The sequence below is a fragment of the Pseudooceanicola endophyticus genome, from assembly GCF_018760365.1.
Classification (GTDB): domain Bacteria; phylum Pseudomonadota; class Alphaproteobacteria; order Rhodobacterales; family Rhodobacteraceae; genus Pseudooceanicola; species Pseudooceanicola endophyticus.
In genome coordinates, this window is sequence record NZ_JAHIAB010000008.1 from 145,166 (window position 1) to 168,892 (window position 23,727).

A 23,727-nucleotide genomic window follows, 5' to 3' on the forward strand; every position below is an offset into this window, starting at 1 on the left:
ATAATCCAACAGGAGACAGACGATGAAACTTGCTTCCCTCTTGCTTGCCGGGGTCGCTTTCGCGGCCACGACGGGGATGGCAGCCGCCGAGGATCTGAAGGCCGAGGTCTTCACCTCCTGGACCACGGGCGGAGAGCTGAAGGCGGCGGATGCCATCAAGCAGGCCTTCGAGGCCCGCGGCGGCACCTGGGAGACCTCCTCGGTCGCCGGTTTCGAGAACGCCAATGCCGCCTTCCAGAACCGCATGATGGCGGGCGATCCGCCGGCCGCCAAGCAGGTCGTGATCGGCATGGAGCAGCGCGAATACATCGACGGCGGCCTCTACATGCCGATCACCAAGGTTGCCGAGGCCGGCCACTGGGCCGATGTCATGCCCAAGGCGATCTACGACAACGTCACCTTCGATGGTGAGGTCTACGAGGTGCCGACCGGCATCCACGGCGAAAGCTGGATGTTCTATTCCATGGCCGCCTTCAAGAAGGCCGGGATCGAGGCCGCGCCCGCCGACTGGGACAGCTTCTTTGCCGACATGGACAAGCTGAAGGCGGCGGGCCTGACCCCGATCGCCTGGGGCGGCCAGTCCTGGCAGGAAACCAAGGTCTTCAACATGATCCTGCTGAGCCAGGTCGGCCTGGACGGCTTCCGCAAGATCTACATCGACCGCGACGCCGCAGCGATCAAGTCCGAGGGCGTGCGCAAGACGCTTGAGATCTTCGGCAAGCTGCGCGGCTACATCGACGAGGGCGCGGCGGGGCGCAACTGGAACGACGCCACGGCGATGGTGATCAAGGGCACTGCCGGCGTGCAGTTCATGGGCGACTGGGCGAAGGGCGAATTCAGCAATGCGGGCGAAACCGCCGGCGTCGATTACGGCTGCGCCCTGGCGCCTGCCAGCCCCGGCATGATCTACATCGGCGATGCCTTCGCCTTCCCCAACCTCAAGGGGGCCGAGGCCGCGCAGGATCTGCTGGCAGAGGTGGTGATGGATCCCAAGGTGCAGGTTGCCTTCTCGCTGGCCAAGGGGTCGATCCCGGTGCGCACCGATGTCGATACCAGCCAGTTCGATGTCTGCACCCAGCAGGCGATCACGCTGATGAACGACGGCAAGATCGTGCCCGAACACGCGATCACCCTGACGCTGGAGCAGACCGGCATGCTGACCGATTTCGTCGGCGATTTCTTCTCCAACCCCGAGGCCGATCTGGACGACGCGATGGAGAGCTTCGCGGAAGTCTTCGAATAACCTCCCCGACTGGCGCAGGGTCCGTTTCCGGACGGCCCTGCGCCATTTTTTCCGCGCAGACGCCCGGGCGGGCCGGAGCGTGAAGGACAGGACATGAAACACAGGATCAAGCGGTCGCTGATGCCCTTCGGGGCGCTGCTTCCGACCTGGCTGGCCGTGGTGCTGGTCTATATCGGCGCGATGGTCTGGACGCTTCGGCTGTCCTTCACCAATTCGCGGATCTTCCCGACGGACCATTACGTCGGCTTCGCGCAGTACGAAAAGCTGCTGTCGTCGTCGAAATGGATGGCGGCGGCGGGCAATCTGGTGGTCTTCGGCGTGCTCTACATCGCCGGTTGCCTGGTGATCGGCTTCCTGCTGGCGGCGGCGCTCGACCGGCAGGTGCGCTTCGAAAGCCTGTTCCGCACCATCTTCCTTTACCCCTATGCCATGTCCTTCGTGGTCACCGGGCTGATCTGGCAATGGCTGATGAACCCGCTTCTGGGGGTCCAGGCCAGCGTTCAGGCCTGGGGCTGGAGCGGCTTTTCCTTCGATCTTCTTTCCAGCCGGGAACTGGCGATCTACGGCGTGGTCATCGCCGGGGTCTGGCAGGGTGCCGGGCTGGTCATGGTGATGATGCTGGCGGGGATGCGCGGCATCGATACCGAACAATGGCGCGCCGCGCGCATCGACGGCATCCCGGTCTGGCGGACCTATGTCTCGGTGGTGCTGCCCCAGCTTGGTCCGGCGCTGGCGGCGGTCTCGACCATCCTGACCATGGGGGTGATCAAGACCTACGACCTGGTGGTCGCGATCACCAACGGCGGCCCCGGCACCGCGACCGAGGTGCCCGCCAAGTTCATCATGGACAACCTCTTCCAGCGTCAGAACCTGGGCCTCGCGACGGCGGCGGCGGTGATGCTGCTGATGAGCGTCCTGATCGTCGTGGCGCCGTTCCGCTTCGTTTCCTCGATGCGCGCAAGGCGCAAGGCAGGTGTCCTGTGAGCGTCGCTTCCGTCACTCCCCGCGGGCCAAAGCCCGGTCGGCTGACCCTGGGCCGCTTCGGCCTCTATGCTTTCCTGATCTCGGCGGCGCTGTTCTTCTCCGTGCCGCTCTACGTGATGATCGTCACCTCGCTGAAGACCATGCCGGAAATCCGCGCCGGGGGCATCTTCTCCCTGCCGCAGGGGCTCGACCTGTCGGCCTGGAAGACGGCCTGGTCGGGGGCCTGCGCGGGCACCGAATGCGCGGGCGTGCAGGCGGGGTTCTGGAACTCGGTCCGCATCACCCTGCCGGCGGTGGCGATCTCGGTTCTCGTGGGGGCGGTCAACGGCTACGCGCTGTCGTTCTGGCGCCCGCGTGGCGGCACGCTGATGTTCGGCCTGCTGATGGCCGGCGCGCTGGTGCCCTATCAGGTGTTCCTCTACCCGCTGGTGCGCTGGTTCGCCACGGGGCATCTTTACAACTCGCTGCCGGGGATCGTGCTGGTGCACATCCTCTTCGGCCTGCCGCTGGTGACGCTGCTGTTCCGCAACTACTTCGTCACCATCCCGGAGGAGCTGTTCAAGGCCTCGCGCCTTGACGGGGCCGGCTTCTGGAGGATCTTCGCCGAGATCATGCTGCCGATGTCGGTGCCGATGCTGGTGGTGGCCGCGATGATGCAGTTCACCGGGATCTGGAACGACTTCCTGCTGGGTCTGGTCTTTGCCGGGCGGGAGAACCTGCCGATGACCGTGCAGCTCAACAATATCGTCAACACCACCACCGGAGAGCGGCTCTACAACGTCAACATGGCTGCCACGATCCTGACCGCGCTGGTTCCCCTCGTCATCTATTTCGTGTCCGGCCGCTGGTTCGTCCGCGGGATCGCCGCCGGCGCCGTGAAAGGCTAAGCCATGCAATCTGCCGTTTCCGTCAAGGATCTGAAGATCGCCTATGGCAGCACTGTCGTGCTGCAGAACATCAACCTCGAGATCGCGCCGCGGGAATTCCTGGTGCTTCTGGGGGCCTCGGGCTGCGGCAAGTCCACCCTGCTGAACGCCATTGCGGGCCTCACCGACATCGCCGACGGAGAGGTCTGGATCGAGGGCAGGAACGTCACCTGGGCCGAGCCCAAGGACCGTGGCATCGGCATGGTGTTCCAGAGCTATGCGCTCTATCCGCGGATGAGCGTGCGCAAGAACCTCGGCTTCGGTCTGCGCGTCGCGGGCCTGCCCAAGGCCGAGATCGCCGCGCGGGCGAACCGCGCCGCCGAGATGCTGCACCTGACGCCGCTGCTGGACCGCCGCCCGGCGGAACTGTCGGGCGGGCAGCGCCAGCGGGTCGCCATCGGGCGCGCGCTGGTGCGTCAGGTCGACGTGTTCCTCTTCGACGAGCCGCTCTCGAACCTCGATGCCAAGCTCAGGAACGAGCTGCGGGTCGAGATCAAGAAGCTGCACCAGGATCTGGGCAACACGATGATCTACGTGACCCACGACCAGGTGGAGGCGATGACGCTGGCCGACCGGATCGCGATCATGAAGGACGGGGTGATCCAGCAGCTTGCCGCCCCGGCCGAGATCTACCATCGCCCCGCCAACCTTTTTGTCGCGGGCTTCATCGGCGCCCCGGCGATGAATTTCATCGAAGGGCAGATCGTGGCGCGCGGCGCGGGCCATGCCTTCGTGGCGGGCGGGCTTGATCTGGATCTGGCCGGGTATCAGGGCGCCCCGCTGCCCGGTCCCGCAACCCTCGGCTTCCGCCCCGAGCATCTGATGCCCGAAGCCGGCGGCGGCCCGGCGATCGAGGGCACGGTCAGCGTGGTCGAACCGATGGGCGCCGACACGGTGGTCTGGTTCAGCCACGAGGGCCAGAGCCATTCGCTGCGCCTGATGGGCGACACCGGCCTGCGTCCCCGCGACCCCCTGCGCGCCGGGATCGACATCACCCGCGCCAATCTTTTCGGAGCCGACGGCACCCGCCTTTGAGCTTTGCCCGGGCGCGCCCGGGTCCGCCGACCCAACGTACTGGAGAATGACATGTCCCGCACGCGCTACGACGCGGTTGTGATCGGGTCCGGCCCGACCGGATCCTTCGCGGTCAAGGAACTGACGGAGCAGGGGCTGAACGTGCTGCTTCTGGAAGCCGGCCCCGAGGTCGGCCCCGAGGCCTTCGACCCCAATCGCAAGAAGCCGCCGCAAAGCGACATCAACATCTGGGAACGCGCCCGCGCGACCCTGAAGGGCCAGCCGGTGCAGGCCCGTGCCGCCTTCTTTTCCGAAAAGCTGGCGCATCTTTACGTCAACGACCGCCAGAACCCCTATACGACGCCGAAGGACGCCCCCTTCCTGTGGATCCGCGGCAAGCAGTCGGGCGGGCGGATGCATACCTTCGGGCGGGTGCTGCTGCGCTGGACGGATGATGATTTCAAGCTGAAGACCCGCACCGGCAAGGGCGCCGACTGGCCGATCCGTTACGATGACATTGCCCCCTTCTACGACGAGGTCGAGGGTTTCCTGGGTCTTTACGGCCAGAAGGACGACATCCCGACCTTCCCCGACGGGGTCTATGCCCACGAGGCCCAGCTGAACCCCGCCGAAACGCGCTTCAAGACCGACCTGGAGGCGCTCTGGCCGAACCGACGCGTGACCACCTGGCGCTACATCGCGACCGAGCCCGAACGCGTGCCCTCGCCGCTGCGCGCGGCCCTTGCGACGGGCCGGCTGAGCGTGCGCTACGACAGCATCGCCCGCAAGGTGCTGACCGATCCGGAAACCGGTCGCGCCACCGGGGTCGAGCTGCTGGATGCAAAGACCCGCGCGGTGGAAACGGTGGAGGCCGATGCGGTCGTCCTGTGTGCCTCGGCCATCGAAAGCGTGCGGCTGATGCTGAACTCGACCTCCGAGGCGCATCCGCAGGGGCTTGGCAACAGCTCGGGGACGCTGGGGCGCTACTTCATGGACCAGCTGCCCTGCCTCGCGGTCGGTTCCTACAGCCGGGCGAAAGGCTGGACGCTCGACACCGCCTCGCCCGAGGATCCGTTCTACCCGCCCAGCGGCGGCGCCTTCATCCCGCGTTTCGTCGCCCCCGATGGCAGCGCCGAAAGCCTTTACGATTTCCAGGCCACCGTCGGGCGCATCCCCGTGCCCGAGGATCAGGATGCGCGGTTCTCGGTCTTCGGCTTCGGCCAGATGATGCCCGCGCCCGAGAACCGCGTGACCCTTGATCCCGGGCGCAAGGATGCTTGGGGCATCCCGGTGCCGCATATCCGCTGCAAGATGGCCCCCGAGGACGAGGCGCTGCTGGCCGAACAGGAAGAGACCCTGATCGACATGGCCGAAAAGACCGGCGCCAAGCTGGAATTCATCGGCTCTCCGAACGGGCTGCGCGAAATGGGTCGGGGCGCCTATCCCGATGCCGATGCCTTCAGTCGCTTCATCTTCCGCAAGTGGTTCGCCAGGACCATGGTCATGGGCGCCGCGATCCACGAGACGGGCGGTGCGCGCATGGGCGAGGACCCCGCTGCGTCGGTACTGGACGGGATGAACCGCTGCTGGGATGCGCCGAACCTGCTGGTGACCGATGCCTCGGCCTTCTGCACCAGCGGCGTCACCGGCACCACGCTGACCGCCATGGCACTGACCGTGCGCGCCTGCAGGGCCCTGGCCGCCGATCTGAAGCAGGGCTGAGGGGGCGGCGATGAAGACGATCAAGGGGCCGGGCCTGTTCCTGGCGCAGTTCGCGGGCGATGCTGCGCCCTTCGACAGCTGGGAGGGCATCACCCGCTGGGCCGCCGGCTGCGGCTATCTGGGCGTCCAGGTGCCCAGCGGTGATACGCGCCTGATGGATCTGGACCTGGCCGCCGAAAGCCCCGCCTATTGCCAGGAGCTGCTGGGGCAGGCGCAGGAGAACGGCGTCACCATCACCGAGCTTTCGGCGCATCTTCAGGGCCAGCTGGTCGCGGTGCATCCCGCCTATGACACGGCCTTCGACGGTTTCGCCCCGCCGCAGCTGCGCGGCAACCCGGCGGCGCGTCAGGCGTGGGCGGTCGATCAGGTGAAAAAGACGATCACCGCCTCGCGCAACCTCGGCCTGACCGCCATGGCAAGCTTTTCCGGTGCCCTCGCCTGGCCCTATCTCTATCCCTGGCCGCAGCGCCCTCCCGGCCTGATCGAGACCGCCTTCGACACGCTGGCCGCGCGCTGGCGTCCGATCCTCGATCATGCCGAGGACTGCGGCGTCGACATCTGCTACGAGATCCACCCCGGAGAGGACCTGCACGACGGCATCAGCTTCGAGATGTTCCTGGACCGCGTGGACGGGCATCCGCGCGCGAAGATGCTCTATGATCCGTCGCATTACGTGCTGCAATGCCTCGATTACCTTGCCAATCTGGACATCTACGCCGAGCGGATCGGCATGTTCCACGTCAAGGATGCAGAGTTCACGCCCTCGGGGCGGCAAGGGGTCTATGGCGGTTACCAGCCCTGGCTGGCGCGCGCCGGGCGCTTCCGCTCGCCGGGGGACGGGCAGGTTGACTTCGGCGCGGTGTTCTCGAAACTCACGGCCATGGGGTTCGATGGCTGGGCCGTGGTGGAATGGGAATGCTGCCTGAAACATGCCGAGGACGGCGCGCGCGAGGGCGCGCAGTTCGTGCGCGATCACATCATCCGGGTCGCCGACCGGGCCTTTGACGATTTCGCCGCCGCCGGTACGGATGCGGCGGCCAACCGCAGGATGCTGGGACTATGACGATGGCACGGATCAGGCTGGGGATGGTCGGCGGCGGCAAGGACGCCCTGATCGGAGAGGTGCACCGGCTGGGCGCACGGCTGGATGGCCAGTTTGATCTGGTCGCGGGGGCGCTGTCCTCGACCCCGGAGAAATCGCTGGAAAGCGGGCTGGCGCTCGGGCTTGATCCGGGGCGCTGCTACGGCAGCTTCGCCGAGATGGCCCGCGCCGAGGCCGCCCGCCCCGATGGTATCGAGGCGGTGGTGATCGTGACGCCGAACCATGTCCATGCGGCGGCGGCATCGGCCTTCCTGGCCGAGGGCATCCACGTGATCTGCGACAAGCCCCTGGCCGCCACGATGGAGCAGGCGGGGATGCTGGCCGATGCGGTGCAGGACAGCGCCGCGCTGTTCATTCTGACCCACAACTACACCGCCTATCCGATGATCCGCGAGGCCCGCGCGATGATTGCCCGGGGCGATCTGGGACCGCTGCGCGTCGTGCAGGCGGAATATGCCCAGGACTGGCTGACCCGGGACAGCACCGGGAAGCAGGCGGACTGGCGCGGTGATCCGGCCCGCGCCGGCATCGGCGGCGCGGTGGGCGACATCGGCACCCATGCCTTCAATCTGGCGGGCTTCGTCACCGGCCTGCGGGCCGAGGCGCTCTCGGCCGATCTGCAAAGCTTCGTGCCGGGGCGGCGGGTCGATGACAATGGCCACGTGATGCTGCGCTATGGTGGCGGCGTGCGCGGGATGCTGTGGTTCTCTCAGGTGGCGGTGGGCTGCGGCAACGGGCTGCGGCTGCGCGTCTTCGGTGCCGAGGCGGGGATCGAATGGTCCCAGGAAGAGCCCGAGCTGCTGTGGTACACCCGGTTCGGCGAACCCCGCCAGCGGCTGACGCGTGCCGGGCCGGGAACCGGACCCGCTGGACTCAGCCGCACGCCTTCGGGCCATCCGGAGGGCTATATCGAGGCCTTCGCCAATCTCTACACCGAGGCCGCCGCGGCGATCCGCGCGGCCCGGGCCGGCAACGGGCGCGACATCGGCCTGCTGCCCGGGCTGAAGGAGGGGCTGGAGGGAATGCAGTTCATCGCCGCCTGTGTCGAGTCCTCGGCGCAGGATGGCCGCTGGCTGCCGCTGGATCCGGTCACGGCCCCCTGATCCGCCCAAGAGGCGAGTCTGCAAGGCGCGGAGCCCCGGTTCCGCGCCTTTTCGCGTTCCCTGACCCCGCCATTTCGCGCCGGGCGGGTGGCCCGGGACGTCCTGCGCCGAAAATTCATGCAGCCGAAAGGCGCGGGGATCACAGCCCCGGGCGTTGCGGCAAAAGCATTTGACGGCCCGGGAAATCCGCAAATACCGTTTGCATACTAATGAGTGTCCGATCCTCGGGATCTGCCCTCGGTTCCGGCCTGCGGCCGGGTCCCGGGCGCGGCTCCCGCACCCCGAACGTGCCCGGCTGTCCGGCGCGCGCAGGGTGGCGGCATGTCTGCTGCCGGGTCGGAAAGAAGCCGCCAAAAAGGCGGACCGGGTCGAAAGACCGTCCAACAGCTTAGGGATCTGGAGCTTCGCGAGATGATGAAGAGAAGAACGCTACTGACGTCGATGGCCGCGCTTGGTGCGGTCGGGGCCCTGCCGGCACGCCTGCTGGCGCAGGGGGCGACGATCAAGATCGGGGACATCAACTCCTACACCGCGCTTCCCGCCTTCACCGAGCCCTACAAGAAGGGCTGGACGCTGGCGATGGAGGACATCAATGCCAAGGGCGGCGTGCTGGGCAAGCAGCTTGAGGTGATCAGCCGCGATGACACCGGCGATCCCTCCACCGCCATCCGCATCGCCGAGGAGCTGGTCTCCAAGGATGGCGTGGCGATGCTGTTCGGCACCTACCTTTCGAACATCGGCCTGGCGGTCTCGGATTTCGCCAAGCAGAAGGAAGTGTTCTTCCTGGCCTCCGAACCGCTGACCGACGCGATCATCTGGTCGAGCGGCAACAAGTACACCTATCGCCTGCGCCCGGCGACCTATACCCAGTCTTCCATGCTGGCCGAGCAGGCCGCCAAGCTCGACGTCACCAAATGGGCGACCGTGGCGCCGAACTACGCCTACGGCAAGGATGCGGTCGCGGCCTTCAAGACCGCGCTGAAAAAGCTCAAGCCCGAGGTCGAGTTCGTCGAGGAACAATGGCCGCCGGTCTTCAAGATCGACGCCGGTGCCACCGTGCGCGCCCTGGAGGCCGCCAAGCCCGAGGCGATCTACAACGTCACCTTCGGCGCGGATCTGGCGAAATTCGTCCGCGAGGGGTCGCTGCGCGGCCTCTTCGATGACCGTTCCGTGGTCTCCCTGCTGACCGGCGAGCCCGAGTACCTTGATCCTCTGGGCGATGAATGCCCCGACGGCTGGATCGTCACCGGCTATCCGGGCACCGACATCAAGACGCCCGAGCACGAGGCCTTCGCCAAGGCCTATATCGACCGCTGGGGCGAAGACCCCAAGACCGGCTCGGTGGTGGGCTACAACTCGCTTCTCGCCGCTGCCACGGCGATGGAGAAGGCGGGCTCCACCGACACCGATGCCATGCTGGCCGCGATGGACGAGCTGCACGTGAAGGCCCCCACGGGCGAGTTCTACTTCCGGGCCGCCGACCACCAGTCCACCATGGGCGCCTGGGTCGGCAAGACCGCGCTGGTCGACGGCAAGCCGAAGATGATCGACTGGAGCTACGAGGACGGCGCCGACTTCCTGCCCTCCGAGGAAGAGGCCGCCAAGCTGCGCCCGGCCAGCTGATCGCCTTTCCCGGCGCGGTCTGATCCGCGCCGGTCCGGGCGGGGGGCCAGCCGCCGCCCGCCTTCCCGACGTTTCTCCAGAAGGGAGACCCGCCATGGGTTTCTACCTCGCGCAGCTCCTGACCGGGCTGGCCAATGCCTCTTCGCTGTTCCTGATTGCCTGTGGCCTGTCGATCATCTTCGGCGTGACCCGGATCGTGAACTTCGCCCATGGTTCCTTCTACATGCTGGGCGCCTATCTTTCCTATACGCTGGTCACCCATCTGAGCGCCCTTGGCGCGCTTGGCTTCTGGGGCGGCGTGCTGGTTTCGGCGCTTCTGGTGGGGGTGATCGGGCTGCTGGTCGAGGTGCTGATCCTGCGCCGCATCTACCGCGCCCCCGAGCTGTTCCAGCTGGTCGCCACCTTCGGCATCCTGCTGATCATCGAGGACGCGGCGCTGGCGATCTGGGGCGCCCAGGACCTGCTGGGGCCGCGCGCCCCGGGCCTGTCGAAGGCCGTGCGCATCCTGGGGGAACCCATTCCGCAATATGATCTGGCGCTGATCGTCATCGGGCCGGTGGTGCTGGGGCTGATCTGGCTGATCTTCCACCGCACCCGCTGGGGCGTGCTGGTGCGCGCCGCCACCCAGGACCGCGAGATGGTCGGCGCCCTTGGCGTCAACCAGGCGCTGCTGTTTTCCTCGGCCTTTTTCCTGGGCTCGGTCATGGCCGGTCTGGGGGGCGCGTTGCAGATCCCGCGCGAGGCGGTGAACCTGAACATGGACCTTTCCGTCATCGGCGACGCCTTCGTGGTGGTGGTGATCGGCGGCATGGGCAGCGTCACCGGCGCCTTCATCGCGGCGGTGCTGATCTCGGTCCTCAATGCCTTTGCGGTGCTGGTCTTCCCGCAGATCTCGCTCGTGCTGCCGTTCATCGTCATGGCGCTGGTGCTGGTGGTGCGTCCCTACGGCCTGCTGGGCAAGCCCGGCAGCGAGAAGGGCGCCCCTGCCGATCCCGAGGCGCCGCTGCGCCCGCTGAACCCGGCCGGGCGGCTGGCCATGGGCGCCGTGGTGGTGATCCTGGCGCTGGTGCCGCTGGTCTCGGCCGATTTCACCATGATCCTGCTGGTCGACGTGCTGATCGCGGTGCTGTTCGCGGCCTCGCTGCATTTCATCATGGGCACGGGGGGCATGATCTCTTTCGGCCATGCCGCCTATTTCGGGGTCGGCGCCTATGCGGCGGCGCTGGTCGTCAAGTGGCTGGGCCTGTCGATGGTGCCGGCGATGATCGTCGCGCCCGTGGCCTCGGGGCTGGCGGCGCTGGTCTTCGGCTGGTTCTGCGTGCGCCTGTCGGGGGTTTACCTTGGCATGCTGACGCTGGCCGCCGCGCAGATCGTCTGGGGCGTCACCTTCCAGTGGCAGGACGTCACCGGCGGCGATGATGGCATCATCGGCGTCTGGCCGGCGAAATGGGCCAGCTCCGAAACCGCCTATTTCTACCTGGCGCTGGTGCTTTGCGCGGGCGGCGTCTGGCTGCTGCGCCGCGCCGCCCATGCGCCCTTCGGCTACATGCTGCGCGGCATCCGCGACAGCGAGATCCGCGCCGAGGCGATCGGCGTCGACACCCGCTTCCATCAATGGATGGCCTTCACCTTCGCGGGCACGCTGGCGGGGCTGGCGGGGGTGGTGTCGGCCTTCGCCAAGGGCTCGGTCTTCCCGGATGTGCTCAATATCTCCAGCTCCATCGACGCGCTGATCATGGTGCTGCTGGGGGGTATCCACACGCTGCTCGGGCCGCTTCTGGGCGCCTCGGTCTTCGTGCTGATCGAAAGCTGGGTGACGCGGCTGGAATACTGGCGCTTCATCTTCGGCCTGATCATCCTGGGCGTCGTGCTGATCGCCCCCGACGGGCTGGCCGGGGCGCTGTCGCGGCTGCTGGCCTTCCTGAAGGCGCGCATCCGGCCCGGCACCGATACCAAGAAGGAGGCGCTGCATGGGCAACGTTCTTGAGGTCCGCTCCCTGTCGAAGAGCTTTGGCGGCATCCGCGCCGTCCGCGACGTCAGCTTCGATCTGAAACGCGGAGAGTTTCTGGCCCTGATCGGCCCCAACGGGGCCGGCAAGACCACCTGCTTCAACATGCTGAACGGCTACCTGCGGCCCGACACCGGATCGGTAAAGCTGCTGGGGCGCGAACTGGTGGGCATTCCGCCCCGCAAGGTCTGGCGCATGGGGGTCGGACGGACCTTCCAGATCACCGAGACCTTCCGCTCCATGACGGTGCTGGAGAATGTCCAGATGGCGCTGATCTCGCACAACCGGCGGATCTTCGACCTGTTCTCGAAGGCGACGGCGCTTTACCGCGACGAGGCGCTGAAGCTGCTGGAGCTGATCGGCATGGCCGCGCAGGCCGACCGCCCCTGTGCGGAACTGGCCTATGGCGATCTGAAGCAGCTGGAGCTGGCGATCGCGCTGGCCCATGATCCCGACCTGCTGCTGATGGATGAACCCACCGCCGGCATGGCGCCCAACGAACGCATCGCGCTGATGCAGCTGACCGCCGACATCGTGGCCAGGGGCCATGTCAGCGTGATCTTCACCGAACACGACATGGATGTGGTCTTTGCCCATTCCCACCGCATTCTGGTGCTGAACCGAGGCGAGCTGATTGCCGAGGGCACCGGCGACGAGATCCGCGCCAATGCCCTGGTCCAGGAGGTCTATCTGGGCGGCGGCAGTCTGTTCCACGAAAAGGAAACCGCCCATGCTTGAGGTCCGGGAGCTGAATTCGCAATACGGCGGCGCCAAGATCCTGCACGGGGTCACCATGACGCTGGGCGCCAACGAGGTGGTGGCGCTGCTGGGACGCAACGGCGCGGGCAAGTCCACGACGATGAAGTCGATCATGGGCATGGTGCGGCAGAAAAGCGGCTCCGTACTCTACGAGGGCGCCGAGATGCTGGGCCGCCCCAGTCACGTGATCTGCCGCGCCGGTGTCGGCTATGTCCCCGAGGAACGCCGCATCTTCAAGGAGCTGACGGTGGAAGAGAACCTGTCCGTCGGCAAGCGCGAGAAACGCGCCGATGCCCCGGAATGGACCCTCGATCACCTTTATACGCTGTTTCCGAACCTGAAGGAGCGGCGGCGCAACCTTGGCAAGCACCTCTCGGGCGGGGAACAGCAGATGCTGACCATCGCGCGCACGCTGATGGGCAATCCCAAGGTGGTGCTGCTGGATGAACCCTCCGAAGGCATCGCCCCCGTCATTGTCGAGCAGATGGCCCATGTCATCGCCGAGCTGAAGCGCGAGGGGCTCTCGGTGCTGATCTCGGAACAGAACCTGCATTTCGCGCGGCTGGTCTCGGACCGGGCCTATATCATCGAGAAGGGCCAGATGCGTTACGAAGGCACCTTCGCCGAGCTGGATGCCCAGCCCGAGGTCAGCGCGAAATACCTCGCGGTCTGAGGGCTGCGGGGGGATTGCCCCGGGCGGCGTTCCGGGCGAGGCTCGGGGCCGGATCTGCCCGGGGTGGAAAGGAATTGGCTTTGGCATCTCGACAGTTACGCTTCGTCCTCAACGGTCGGCCCGTGCAGGGCGAGGTCGATCCGACGCGCTCTCTTCTGGATGTGCTGCGCACCGATTTCGCGCTTAAGGGCCCGAAATACGGCTGCGGCAAGGGCCAGTGCGGCGCCTGTTCGGTGCTGGTGGGCGGGCAGGTGGCGCGGGCCTGCGTGCTGCGGGCGGGGCGCGTCGCGGGACAGGAGGTCACCACGCTGGAAGGGCTGGCGCCGGACGGCAGGCTGCATCCCGTGCAGCAGGCCTTCATCGACCGGCAGGGTGCCCAGTGCGGCTATTGCCTGAACGGCATGGTGATCTCGGCGGTGGCGTTGCTGCGGCAGGACCCGGCGCCGGACCGGGCGCGGGTGGAGGCGGCGCTGCGCGACAACCTCTGCCGCTGCGGCACCCACCGGGAGATCGTCGCCTCTGTCCTGCTGGCCTCCGGAGCGCAGGCCGATGACTGAGGGCGGCATGATCTCGGTCTACGAGGACCGGCCCGAGGGGCGCATGACCCATGTGCAGATTGACGGGCGCGGCCAGGTCACGGCCTTCAACGGCCATGTCGATCTGGGCACCGGCATCCAGACCGCGCTGGCGCAGATCGTCGCCGAGGAACTGGGCTGCACGCTGGAGGCGGTGACGGTGGTGCTGGGCGACACCGGGCGGACCCCGAACCAGGGGCCGACCATCGCCTCCGAGACGATCCAGGTGGCGGCGGTGCCGCTGCGCAAGGCCGCCGCCCAGCTGGGGCAGTTCCTGGCGGGCGAGGGCGCGCGCCGCCTGAACGCCCCCCTGGCCGAGGTCGAGACCCGCGAGGGCCGGGCGCTCTGGCAGCAGACCGAGGTCGCCTTTGGCGATCTGGTGGCCGGGCACAATCTGGCGATGCGGCTGGATCCCGACATGCCGGTGAAGGATCCGGCAGGCTACCGCATCGTCGGGCGCCCCGTGGGCCGGGTCGATCTGCCGGCCAAGGTCACCGGGCAGTTCGACTACATCCAGGACATCCGGGTGCCGGGCATGGTGCATGGCCATGTGATCCGCCCGCCCTATGCCGGGCGCGACAGCGGCCCCTTCATCGGCACCAGCCTGCTGGGCTGGGACGAGGCCGCCATTGCCACCCGCCCGGGCTTTCTGGCCGTGGTGCGAGAGGGCGATTTCCTGGCCGTGGTGGCCGAGACCGCGCATCAGGCCCGGACCCTGGCCGAGGCGCTGCCGGTGCACTGGCGCCAGCCGCCCCCGGGGCCCGACCTGTCGGACCTGCGCCACGCGCTGAAGGCCGCCCCCTCGATGCCCCGGGTTCTGGAACGCAGCGGCGATGTGGAGGCGGCCCTGGCCGGGGCCGATCACCGGGCGGCGCGCAGCTATGTCTGGCCCTATCACCTGCATGGCTCCATCGGGCCGTCCTGCGCGGTGGCGGACTGGAACGGCGGCGCCCCTGTGGTCTGGTCCGGCACCCAGAACCCGCACATGCTGCAGGGCGATCTGGCGCAGCTGGTCGGGCTGGAGCCCGACCGGATCGAGGTGCGCCGCCATCAGGCTGCGGGCTGCTACGGGCGCAACTGTGCCGATGACGTGGCGGGCGATGCGCTGCTGCTGGCGCGCGCCCTGGGCCGTCCGGTCCGGGTGCAGCTGACCCGCGCGCAGGAACACCTCTGGGAGCCGCGCGGCGCCGCCCAGCTGATGGAGGTCTCGGGTGGGCTGAAGGCAGGGCATCTGCACGCCTATACGCTCGACACCTGGTATCCGTCGAACCGCGGCCCGAACCTGGCGCTGCTGCTGACCGGCCGGATCTCTCCGGAACCGCGCTCCGCCGACATGGGCGACCGCACCGCGATCCCGCCCTACCGCATTGCCCACAAGCGCATCACCGTGCACGACATGGCGCCGCTGGTGCGCGCGGCCTGGATGCGCGGGGTCTCGGCGCTGCCCAACACCTTCGCCCATGAAAGCTTTGTCGACGAGATGGCCGCAGAGGCGGGCGAGGATCCGGTGGCCTTCCGCCTGAAGCACCTCGACGATCCGCGCACCCGGGATCTGGTGATCAAGACCGCCGAAGAGGCCGGCTGGCAGGCGCGCTCCGGCCCCCGGCTGCGCCGGGAGGGGCGCATGGCCTATGGTCAGGGCTTTGCCTTCGCGACCTATGTGCACGGCACCTTCCCGGGCACGGCGGCGGCGTCCTCTGCCTGGGTCTGCGACGTGGCGGTCGACACCCGGACCGGAGAGATCACCCTGACCCGCGTCTTCGTCGGGCAGGATCAGGGTCTGGTGATCAACCCCGACGGGGTGCGCCAGCAGATCCACGGCAATGTCATCCAGACCGCCAGCCGGACCCTTCTGGAAGAGGTGACGGTGGATGCGATCACGCCGGCGCCGCAAAGCTGGGGCAGCTACCCGATCCAGAGCTTCGATACCCTGCCCGAGATCCGCTCCATGCTGATCGCGCGGCCCGGGGATCCGGCGCTTGGCGTCGGTGAAAGTGCGGCCGTTCCGGCGGCGGCGGCAATTGCCAATGCGATCTTCGATGCCACCGGCGTGCGGCTGCGCGAGGCGCCCTTCACCCCGGAACGGATGCGCGCCGGGCTGGCAGAGCTGGGCGGCGCGCCACCGCTCCCGGCGCCGGATGCCGGGCAGAAGCCGCGCCGGCGTCGCTGGGCCGCCTGGGCGGGCGGGATCGCCGGGGCGCTGACCCTGGGGGCGGTGGCCCTGCCGATGGCACGGGCGCTCCCGCCACAGGCGGCACCTTCGGCGGCCAGCTTCGCGGCCCCGCTGCTGGAACGCGGTCGCCAGGTCTTCGCGACCGGCGATTGCGCGGTCTGCCACACGGCGCAGGACGGTTCCCCCAATGCCGGCGGGCGCCCGATGAAGACGCCCTTCGGCACCGTCTTTACCACCAACCTGACCCCGGACCCCGAAACCGGCCTTGGCAACTGGAGCTTTGCCGCCTTCGACCGGGCCATGCGCCGGGGCATCAGCCGCGATGGTCACAACCTCTATCCGGCCTTCCCCTACACCGCCTTCGCGAAAATGGACGGCGAGGACATGTATGCCCTCTATGCCTATCTGCAAACGCTTGCGCCGGTGCGCGCCGCGGTGCCGAGGGCGCGGATGGTGGCGCCGCTGAACCTGCGCCCGGTGAATGCCGCCTGGAACCTGCTCTACCTTGACCGCGCGCCGCTGGTCGACGATCCGGCGCGCTCGCAGGCCTGGAACCGGGGCCGCTATCTGGTCGAGGGGGCCGGGCATTGTTCTGCCTGCCACAGTCCGCGCAGCGCGCTTGGCGCCGAGAAGGGTGGCGCGGCGGCGCTTTCGGGCGCCGAGGTCGATGGCTGGTGGGCGCCGGCGCTGGCGGGCACGGCCCCGGCGCTGCGCGGCTGGGACGAGGACCGCCTGTTCGCCTATCTCGGCACCGGCCATGCGCCGGGACTGGCCAGCGCCGCCGGTCCGATGGCGCCGGTCGTGGCAGGTCTGGCGACCCTGCCCGAGGCCGACCGCCGCGCGATGGCGGTCTACCTTGCCAGCCTCGCGGCCCCCGACGTTGCCCCCGCCGCCGTGCCCACCCTCGCAGAGGTTACGCCCGGCCCCGGTGCGCGGCTGTTCCGGGGCGCCTGCGCCAGTTGCCACGAACCGGGCCTGGCCGGTGCGCTGACGGCGGCCCAGGTACCGCTGGCCCGTTCGGCGGCGATCCGGGCGCCGACGCGCGCGACGCTGCGCAGCCTGCTGAGGGAAGGCATCACCGCCCCGCTGGAGCTGCCCCTGCGCGACATGCCCGCCTTCGGAGAAGAGCTTTCGGACCACCAGATCGACCAGATCGCCGACTTCCTGCGTGCCCGATACGCCCCGGATCTGAAGCCCTTCCCGGACTCCTGAAAATTTACGTCCTAGCGTAAGAAAGTAGAATTTGCGCCATAGCGTAAATTGTGCAATCTTACGCCGTGGCGTAAATTCAGGGGGCACAGATGCGGCAGGCTCTTCGCACGGCGGATCAGATCGGCGAAGCGCTGCGGCGCGCCCGCAAGGCGCAGGGGCTGACCCAGGGCGACCTGAGCGCGCGCACCAACCTGCGGGTGGCAACGATCTCTTCTCTGGAAAACGGTGAGCCGGGAACGCGGCTCGCCACGCTGCTGAGCGTTCTGGCCGCGCTGGAGCTGGAGCTGCAGCTGGAGCCGCGCGCCGGCGGTGCCGATCCGGAGGACATCTTCTGATGGCCCGCACGGGCGGGACGGGCCGGATGCGGCTTCAGCTGAACGGGCGCCACGTCGGCACGCTCGAGATGGCGCGATCGGGGGCGATCAGCCTGACCTACGCGCCCGGGTGGCTGGGCTGGGAACATGCGATGCCGGTCTCGCTTTCGCTGCCGCTGCGCGAGGCGCCGCACCGGGGCGCCCTGGTCAGCGCCTATCTTGAGAACCTCTTGCCCGACTACCAGCCGATCCGCACCCGGGTTGCGGCGCGGGTCAGGGCGGGCGGCACCGATGCCTGGCACCTGCTGGAGAAGATCGGTCGCGACTGCGTGGGCGCGCTGCAATTCCTGCCCGAAGGCACGCCGGAGCCCGCGCCGGGGATCGACGGCACGCCGCTGTCGCAGGCGCAGGTGGCGGCGCTGCTGCGCAATCTTGCCGTGGCGCCCCTGGGCCTGGACGAGGGCGAGGATTTCCGCATCTCCATCGCCGGGGCACAGGAAAAGACCGCGCTGCTCTGGCACGAGGGCGGCTGGCTGCGCCCCGCCGGTCTGACCCCCACGACGCATATCTTCAAGACCCAGCTGGGGGTGCTGCCGAACGGCATCAACCTGTCCGACAGCGTGGAAAACGAATATCTCTGCATGTCCTTCTGCCGCGCCATGGGCGCCGATGTGGCCGAGGTCGCGATCCATGATTTCGAGGACATGCGCAGCCTCGTCGTCACCCGGTTCGACCGCCGCCGCACCGCCGATGGTCGCCTGATCCGCCTGCCGCAGGAGGATTTCTGCCAGGCGCTCGGCGTGCCGCCGGGGCTGAAGTACCAGATGGATGGCGGCCCCGGCATCGCCGAGGGGCTGGGGCTGTTGCAGGGCAGCGACCGGCCCGGCGCCGACCAGCAGGCCTTCCTGCGCGCGCAGCTGCTGTTCTGGCTGCTGGGGGCGACGGATGGCCATGCCAAGAACTTCAGCCTGGCGCTGCGGCCCGGCGGCGGGTTCCGCATGACGCCGCTTTACGACGTGCTGAGCGCCCAGAAGGCGATGCAGGACGGCCAGATCCGGCAGAACCGGCTGCGTCTGGCGATGGCGGTGGCCGGGCATTACCGCATCAACGAGGTGGTGCCGCGCCATTACCTTGAGGTGGCGCGGGCCTCGGGCCATGGCGTGGCGCTGATGCAGTCCCTTCTGGAGGAGGTCGCGGCCCGGGTCGAACCGGCGCTGAGCGCCACGCTGGAGGCACTGCCGGCGGACTTTCCCGCGCCCCTGGCCGAGGTCACCGCCGAGGGCGTGCGCGCACGCGCGGCAGCGCTGGCCGCCGCGCTTTAGCGCCCTCGGCTCAGGCGTAGATCCGCTTCAGCGTCAGGGCGTGGTCGGCCAGCGCCGCCTCGGTATCGAAACGGGTGAAGGCCTTCTGCTCGACCACCGGGACGCCGTTGATGAAGGCGTAATCCACCTGGAACGGCCCGCAAAGCACCAGTGCGGCCAGCGGATCGCGCTGCGTGCCTGCCAGCCCCAGCTGGTTGAGGTTGACCGCGATGACGTCGGCGGCCTTGCCCGGGGCGATCTGGCCGATGTCGTCGCGCCCCAGCAACTTTGCGCCGCCGCGCGTTGCCATCCACAGCACCTCGCGCGCGGACATGGCGCCCGGTGTGCCGCCGAAGCCCCCGCGCCCGCCCGGTTTGGCCGAGAGGTACTGGTTGGGCGCCACCCGTTGCAGCATCATGCCCATCCGCGCCTCGAGGAACATGTTCGACGTATCGTTGGAGGCCGAACCATCGACCCCCAGCCCCACCGTCACCCCGGCATCCAGCATCTCGCGCGCGCGCATGATGCCGAGGCCGCAGCGCATGTGCGCCGAGGGGCAGAAGGTGGCGCCGGTGCCGGTCTCGGCAAAGGCGCGGATCTCCGCATCGTCGAGGAAGATCGCATGGGCGAACCAGACGTCCTCTCCCAGCCAGCCGACGCTTTCGGCGAAGCCGACCGAACGCATCCCGTAGATCTCCTGGCAGTAGACCTCCTCGTCCAGCACCTCGGCGATGTGGGAATGCAGGCGCACGCCGTCGTGGCTGCGGGCCAGCTGCGCGGCCTCCTTCATCAGCCCGGGGGTGACGGAAAACGGCGAACAGGGCGCCACGACGATCCGCGTCATCGCCTGGTCGGACATGTCGTGGTAGGTCTGGATCAGCCGCTCGGCATCCCTGAGGATCGCCTGTTCATCCTCCACGCAGCTGTCGGGGGGCAGGCCGCCCTGGCTTTCGCCCCGGCTCATGGCGCCACGGGCGGCGTGGAACCGCATCCCCATCTCCTGCGCGACGCGGATCGGCGTGTCCAGCGTGCAGTTGTTGGGCATGATGTACTGATGATCCGAGGACGTGGTGCAGCCCGAGGCGATCAGCTCTGCCATGGCCATGCGGGCGGTGGTCTCCATCGCGGCATCGTCGATATTGGCCCAGATCGGGTAGAGCGTCTTCAGCCAGACGAACAGCGGATCGTCCTGCACCATCACCCGGGTCAGGTTCTGGTAGAAGTGGTGGTGGGTGTTGACCATGCCGGGCATGACCACGTGGTCGGTCATGTCGATCACCCGGTCCGCGCTGACGCCTTCGAAGGCCGCCATGGGGCCGACCTTTTCGATCACCTTGTCGCGGATCAGGATGCCGGCGTCGGACAGCTCGGTGCCGGCATCGCGGGCGGTGCCGTCGAAACAGGCGAGGCTCGAGATGTTCTTGAGAAAGGTGGTGGTCATCGTTCGTCCCGGAAATAGGGTTGGGTCAGCCCCTCGGGGGCGGCCATCAGGCGGCGCATCTTCTGCCAGGCGAGCACGGGAAGGATCATCAGCACGATGGTGCCCGCATAGGGCAGCATGGCCAGGATCGGCGCCGCGACCGGCCAGTTGCGGGCCTGACCGACGAAGCCGAGCGCGGTGATGAAGCCGAAGAGCAGCGCCGCCAGCACCGTGTTGATCGGTCGGAAGCCCGCGAAGATCACCAGCGCAACGGCGATCCAGCCGCGCCCCGCAACCACGCCCTCGGACCAGGAGGGGACGAAGGCCAGCGTCAGGTAGCCGCCCGCGCCCGCCGCCAGCGCCGCCCCGATGGAGGTGTACCAGAAGCGCATCTTCAGCACCGGGATGCCGGCGGCATCGGCGGCGGCGGGGTTTTCGCCCACGGCGCGCATGTTCAGCCCGTGCCGGGTGTGGAACATCAGGTAGTGCAGCGCCAGCGGCAGCACCAGGAAGATGATGTAGACCAGGATGTTGCTTGAGAAGAAGGCGCGCCCGAAGAAGGGCAGGTCCGAGAGGACCGGAATGTCGAGCCGCGCGAAGGTCGCCTGCGCCGGCGCGCCCGAGAAGGGCTTGCCCAGGGTGGAGGCAAGGCCGGTGCCGATATAGGTCAGCGCCAGACCGGCAAGGACCTGATTGGCGCGCACCACGACGGTCGCCAGCGAAAAGATCATGCCCGCCAGAAGGCCCACGCCAAGGGCCGCCGCCATGCCCAGCCAGGGCTCGGGCGTGACCGAGACGACGGCGATGCCGGTCATGGCGCCAAGCGCGATCAGCCCCTCGACGCCCAGGTTCACGACGCCGACGCGTTCGGCCAGCACCTCGCCCAGGGCGGCAAGGGCCAGCACGCCCCCGGCCAGAAGCGCGGTCTGGATCAGGCCTGCAAGAATGTCCATGTCAGCGTGTCCCCGCGGGCTTGGCGTTGCGGATCAGGCGGTAGCGGGCGAATTCGTCGCCGATGGCGGCGTAGAACAGGATCAGCCCGGTGACCGCCAGCACGGTCTGGGTGGTCAGCCCCTGCGGTTGCAGGATGATGCCGCCGTTCAGGATGACGGCCATCAGCAGCGCGGTGAAGATCACGCCCAGCGGCGCGGCGCGCGCCAGCACCGCGACCATGATGCCGATATAGCCGAAATTGTTGGAAATCCCGCCCTGAAGACGGTGCACGGTGCCGGCGACCTCCATCATGCCGCCCAGGCCCGCAATGGCGCCCGAAACCAGCATGACGGTGATCAGGTGGCGCCGCACGGGCATCCCCGCGTAGCGCGCGTTGCCGGGGTTCGATCCGCCGATGCGCACCTCGTAGCCCCAGCGGGTAAAGCCGAAGGCCACCGCCAGCAGCACCGCCAGGATCAGCCCGACGGGCAGGCCCCAGTGCACGATATCCCAGACGGCGGGCACCTCGACCGGCAGGCGGGCGGTGGTGGCCAGCGCCATGCCCGAGGGATCCAGCCAGGGGCCGGTCGCCACATAGGTCACCAGAAGGGCGGCGACGAAGTTCATCAGCAGCGTGGTGATCAGTTCGGACACGTCGGCATAGGCGCGCGCCAGCGTCGGGATCAGGATCCAGAGCGCCCCGGCGGCCATGCCCATCACCGCCATCAGCGGCAGGATCAGCGCCGGGGGCCCGGGAAGGAACAGCGCGACGCCCGCCGCCGCGAAGGCGCCGAGGTTGAACTGGCCCTCCGCGCCGATGTTCCAGACGCCGATGCGCAGCCCCACGGCCACCGCAAGCCCGGTATAGAGCAGCGGCGTGAACAGCAGCGCCAGATCGGCCATGCCGAAGCTGGACCCGAAGGTCGAGGAGATCACCTGCGCCCCCAGATCGAGCGGGTTCTTGCCCGTCGCCGCCAGGATGATCCCGGCCGTCACCAGCGCCAGCACGACCGAGATCAGCCGCGCCGAGAGCGAGACCAGCGGCGAGGCCGCGGGCAGGCGTTGCAATCGCCAGGTGCTCATGCCGCGCGCCTCCCGCCCATCATCAGGCCGATCTCGTCGATGTCGACGCCCTCGGCGGGCAGGATGCCCATGATCTCGCCGTGAAACATGACGGCGATCCGGTCGGCCAGGTTCATCAGCTCTTCCAGTTCTTCGGAGATCAGCACCACCGCGACGCCGCTGTCGCGCAGCTCTACGAAGTAGCGCATCATCGTGTTGATGGCGCCGACGTCCAGCCCGCGCGAGGGGTAGGCCGCGATCAGCACCTTGTCGGCGATCCGCATCTCGCGACGCGCCACCAGCCGCTGCTGGTTGCCGCCCGAAAGGTTGCGGGCGGGCATGGCGAAATCGGGCACCGCGACCTCGGCGATCTTCGCGATCTCGCGGGCCAGGTGGAAGGCCTGCCGGGGCAGGTACCACGGCCCCTTCGCGAGCGGCGCGCGGTCGTATTCGCGCAGCACCGCATTGTCGGTGATCGGCAGGGCGGGGGCCATGCCGGCATGCAGCCGGTCCTCGGGGATATGGCCGACACCGGCCTGCGCCATGGCACGCGCGCCGCTGCGCGAGACGTCTTGCCCTTCCAGCAGCACCGCACCTTCGCTGGGGGTGCTCATGCCGGTCAGAAGGTGGCTCAGTTCGCGCTGGCCGTTGCCGGCGACCCCGGCGATGCCCAGCACCTCTCCGGCATGGAGCGTCAGGTTGATGTTTTTCAGAAGGGACAGGTCGCCGGCGTTCAGGGAGACATCGCGCAGCTCCAGCACCGGGGCGCCGATACCCGCGCCCTCGGGGCGGCCGCGCAGGGTGTTCAGCACGATCTCGCGCCCCACCATCATCTGCGCCAGACCCTTTTCCGAGCAGTTCTCGGTCCATTCGGTGGCGACCTTGCGACCGCCGCGCAGAATGGTGACGCGGTTTGCGATCTCCATCACCTCGTCCAGCTTGTGAGAGATGAAGATCACCGCATTGCCGCGCGCAGTGAAGGCGCGCAGCGCGACGAACAGTTCCTGCGCCTCTGCCGGTGTCAGCACGGCGGTCGGCTCGTCCAGGATCAGCACGCGGGCATCGCGGCTGAGCACGCGCAGGATCTCGACCCGCTGCTGCTCGCCGGTGGACAGGTCCGAGACCCGCGCGCCCGGGGTGACGGCCAGCCCCAGATCCTGCGACAGCTTCAGCGTGCGCGCCTCAAGATCGCGGGCGGAGATGCGCGCGGGCGTCTGCGACCAGCCAAGGTGCACGTTCTCGGCCACGGTGAAGGCCTGCACCAGCTTGAAATGCTGGTGCACCATGCCGATCCCGGCGGCGATGGCCTCGACCGGAGAGGCAAAGGCCATGGTCTCGCCATCCACCACGATCTCTCCGGCATCGGCCTGATAGATGCCGGTGAGGATGTTCATCAGCGTGGACTTGCCGGCGCCGTTCTCGCCCAGAAGGGCGTGGATTTCGCCCGGGTAGATCGCAAGGTTCACGTCCTCGTTCGCGATCACGCCGGGAAAGTACTTGGCCACGCCGCGAAGCGCGACCAGCGGCGGCGTCCCGGGCTTCAGCCCGAGACGCGATTGCACGGATTCCTCGGCCATGG

General features: G+C 68.2%; 19 protein-coding genes. 15 read left to right on the forward strand and 4 right to left on the reverse strand.

Features of this window, described 5'->3' with window-relative positions; translation table 11 throughout:
* Positions 1–22: 22 nt before the first annotated feature.
* From KM176_RS14890 to KM176_RS14960, 15 genes are all read left to right on the forward strand, one after another.
* Positions 23–1,243, forward strand: coding sequence for an ABC transporter substrate-binding protein (locus KM176_RS14890; protein ID WP_160894683.1), 1,221 nt, complete (start codon positions 23–25; stop codon positions 1,241–1,243).
* Positions 1,244–1,336: 93 nt separating this feature from the next.
* Positions 1,337–2,227 (forward strand): carbohydrate ABC transporter permease, encoded by an 891-nt coding sequence (locus tag KM176_RS14895; RefSeq protein WP_160894682.1) that lies wholly within the window; start codon positions 1,337–1,339, stop codon positions 2,225–2,227.
* On the forward strand, positions 2,224–3,114 hold the full coding sequence (locus KM176_RS14900; protein ID WP_215558792.1) for a carbohydrate ABC transporter permease: 891 nt from the start codon (positions 2,224–2,226) through the stop codon (positions 3,112–3,114). Before KM176_RS14895 ends, KM176_RS14900 begins: the two co-directional genes overlap by 4 nt.
* 3 nt (positions 3,115–3,117) lie before the next feature.
* On the forward strand, positions 3,118–4,188 hold the full coding sequence (locus tag KM176_RS14905) for an ABC transporter ATP-binding protein (RefSeq protein ID WP_160894681.1): 1,071 nt from the start codon (positions 3,118–3,120) through the stop codon (positions 4,186–4,188).
* Between the two features lie 51 nt (positions 4,189–4,239).
* Positions 4,240–5,889, forward strand: coding sequence for a GMC oxidoreductase (locus KM176_RS14910; protein ID WP_160894680.1), 1,650 nt, complete (start codon positions 4,240–4,242; stop codon positions 5,887–5,889).
* A 10-nt stretch (positions 5,890–5,899) separates the two neighbouring features.
* Complete coding sequence (locus KM176_RS14915) at positions 5,900–6,952, forward strand: sugar phosphate isomerase/epimerase family protein (RefSeq protein WP_160894679.1); 1,053 nt, start codon at positions 5,900–5,902, stop codon at positions 6,950–6,952.
* Positions 6,949–8,094, forward strand: a complete 1,146-nt coding sequence (locus KM176_RS14920) for a Gfo/Idh/MocA family protein (protein ID WP_202397827.1) — start codon at positions 6,949–6,951, stop codon at positions 8,092–8,094. The genes KM176_RS14915 and KM176_RS14920 overlap by 4 nt, the downstream gene beginning before the upstream one ends.
* A gap of 414 nt (positions 8,095–8,508) precedes the next feature.
* Positions 8,509–9,717: an ABC transporter substrate-binding protein gene (locus KM176_RS14925; protein WP_202397830.1), complete on the forward strand. Its 1,209-nt coding sequence runs from the start codon at positions 8,509–8,511 to the stop codon at positions 9,715–9,717.
* A gap of 94 nt (positions 9,718–9,811) precedes the next feature.
* Positions 9,812–11,704 (forward strand): ABC transporter permease, encoded by a 1,893-nt coding sequence (locus tag KM176_RS14930; protein ID WP_160894676.1) that lies wholly within the window; start codon positions 9,812–9,814, stop codon positions 11,702–11,704.
* The gene (locus KM176_RS14935) at positions 11,688–12,464 is read left to right on the forward strand and encodes an ABC transporter ATP-binding protein (RefSeq protein ID WP_160894675.1); all 777 of its coding nucleotides are present in this window, start codon (positions 11,688–11,690) and stop codon (positions 12,462–12,464) included. Before KM176_RS14930 ends, KM176_RS14935 begins: the two co-directional genes overlap by 17 nt.
* A complete protein-coding gene (locus tag KM176_RS14940; RefSeq protein WP_160894674.1) occupies positions 12,457–13,158 on the forward strand; it encodes an ABC transporter ATP-binding protein in 702 nt (233 codons plus the stop codon). Before KM176_RS14935 ends, KM176_RS14940 begins: the two co-directional genes overlap by 8 nt.
* Positions 13,159–13,238: 80 nt before the next feature.
* On the forward strand, positions 13,239–13,715 hold the full coding sequence (locus KM176_RS14945; protein WP_202397826.1) for a (2Fe-2S)-binding protein: 477 nt from the start codon (positions 13,239–13,241) through the stop codon (positions 13,713–13,715).
* On the forward strand, positions 13,708–17,118 hold the full coding sequence (locus KM176_RS14950; RefSeq protein WP_160894672.1) for a molybdopterin cofactor-binding domain-containing protein: 3,411 nt from the start codon (positions 13,708–13,710) through the stop codon (positions 17,116–17,118). The genes KM176_RS14945 and KM176_RS14950 overlap by 8 nt, the downstream gene beginning before the upstream one ends.
* An 89-nt stretch (positions 17,119–17,207) precedes the next feature.
* Positions 17,208–17,453, forward strand: coding sequence for a helix-turn-helix domain-containing protein (locus tag KM176_RS14955; protein WP_160894671.1), 246 nt, complete (start codon positions 17,208–17,210; stop codon positions 17,451–17,453).
* Positions 17,453–18,754: a type II toxin-antitoxin system HipA family toxin gene (locus KM176_RS14960; protein ID WP_160894670.1), complete on the forward strand. Its 1,302-nt coding sequence runs from the start codon at positions 17,453–17,455 to the stop codon at positions 18,752–18,754. The genes KM176_RS14955 and KM176_RS14960 overlap by 1 nt, the downstream gene beginning before the upstream one ends.
* Positions 18,755–18,764: 10 nt before the next feature.
* Here KM176_RS14960 and KM176_RS14965 read toward each other — a convergent pair whose 3' ends face one another.
* Genes KM176_RS14965 through KM176_RS14980 form a run of 4 tightly spaced genes read right to left on the reverse strand, consistent with a single transcriptional unit; the run spans position 18,765 to position 23,725 of the window.
* Positions 18,765–20,174 (reverse strand): 8-oxoguanine deaminase, encoded by a 1,410-nt coding sequence (locus tag KM176_RS14965; RefSeq protein WP_160894669.1) that lies wholly within the window; start codon positions 20,172–20,174, stop codon positions 18,765–18,767.
* Positions 20,171–21,106, reverse strand: coding sequence for an ABC transporter permease (locus KM176_RS14970; RefSeq protein WP_160894668.1), 936 nt, complete (start codon positions 21,104–21,106; stop codon positions 20,171–20,173). Before KM176_RS14970 ends, KM176_RS14965 begins: the two co-directional genes overlap by 4 nt.
* Before the next feature lies 1 nt (position 21,107).
* On the reverse strand, positions 21,108–22,169 hold the full coding sequence (locus KM176_RS14975; protein WP_160894667.1) for an ABC transporter permease: 1,062 nt from the start codon (positions 22,167–22,169) through the stop codon (positions 21,108–21,110).
* Positions 22,166–23,725, reverse strand: a complete 1,560-nt coding sequence (locus KM176_RS14980; RefSeq protein WP_160894666.1) for an ABC transporter ATP-binding protein — start codon at positions 23,723–23,725, stop codon at positions 22,166–22,168. The genes KM176_RS14975 and KM176_RS14980 overlap by 4 nt, the downstream gene beginning before the upstream one ends.
* Positions 23,726–23,727 lie beyond the last annotated feature (2 nt).

What these genes read in the sequence shown, in the direction of transcription:
- KM176_RS14890 (WP_160894683.1), top strand. Translation starts at nt 23, where the DNA reads ATGAAACTTGCTTCCCTCTTGCTTGCCGGGGTCGCTTTCGCGGCCACG.
- KM176_RS14895 (WP_160894682.1), top strand. Translation starts at nt 1,337, where the DNA reads ATGAAACACAGGATCAAGCGGTCGCTGATGCCCTTCGGGGCGCTGCTT.
- KM176_RS14905 (WP_160894681.1), top strand. Translation starts at nt 3,118, where the DNA reads ATGCAATCTGCCGTTTCCGTCAAGGATCTGAAGATCGCCTATGGCAGC.
- KM176_RS14910 (WP_160894680.1), top strand. Translation starts at nt 4,240, where the DNA reads ATGTCCCGCACGCGCTACGACGCGGTTGTGATCGGGTCCGGCCCGACC.
- KM176_RS14915 (WP_160894679.1), top strand. Translation starts at nt 5,900, where the DNA reads ATGAAGACGATCAAGGGGCCGGGCCTGTTCCTGGCGCAGTTCGCGGGC.
- KM176_RS14920 (WP_202397827.1), top strand. Translation starts at nt 6,949, where the DNA reads ATGACGATGGCACGGATCAGGCTGGGGATGGTCGGCGGCGGCAAGGAC.
- KM176_RS14925 (WP_202397830.1), top strand. Translation starts at nt 8,509, where the DNA reads ATGAAGAGAAGAACGCTACTGACGTCGATGGCCGCGCTTGGTGCGGTC.
- KM176_RS14930 (WP_160894676.1), top strand. Translation starts at nt 9,812, where the DNA reads ATGGGTTTCTACCTCGCGCAGCTCCTGACCGGGCTGGCCAATGCCTCT.
- KM176_RS14935 (WP_160894675.1), top strand. Translation starts at nt 11,688, where the DNA reads ATGGGCAACGTTCTTGAGGTCCGCTCCCTGTCGAAGAGCTTTGGCGGC.
- KM176_RS14940 (WP_160894674.1), top strand. Translation starts at nt 12,457, where the DNA reads ATGCTTGAGGTCCGGGAGCTGAATTCGCAATACGGCGGCGCCAAGATC.
- KM176_RS14950 (WP_160894672.1), top strand. Translation starts at nt 13,708, where the DNA reads ATGACTGAGGGCGGCATGATCTCGGTCTACGAGGACCGGCCCGAGGGG.
- KM176_RS14955 (WP_160894671.1), top strand. Translation starts at nt 17,208, where the DNA reads ATGCGGCAGGCTCTTCGCACGGCGGATCAGATCGGCGAAGCGCTGCGG.
- KM176_RS14960 (WP_160894670.1), top strand. Translation starts at nt 17,453, where the DNA reads ATGGCCCGCACGGGCGGGACGGGCCGGATGCGGCTTCAGCTGAACGGG.
- KM176_RS14965 (WP_160894669.1), bottom strand. Translation starts at nt 20,174, where the DNA reads ATGACCACCACCTTTCTCAAGAACATCTCGAGCCTCGCCTGTTTCGAC.
- KM176_RS14970 (WP_160894668.1), bottom strand. Translation starts at nt 21,106, where the DNA reads ATGGACATTCTTGCAGGCCTGATCCAGACCGCGCTTCTGGCCGGGGGC.
- KM176_RS14975 (WP_160894667.1), bottom strand. Translation starts at nt 22,169, where the DNA reads ATGAGCACCTGGCGATTGCAACGCCTGCCCGCGGCCTCGCCGCTGGTC.
- KM176_RS14980 (WP_160894666.1), bottom strand. Translation starts at nt 23,725, where the DNA reads ATGGCCGAGGAATCCGTGCAATCGCGTCTCGGGCTGAAGCCCGGGACG.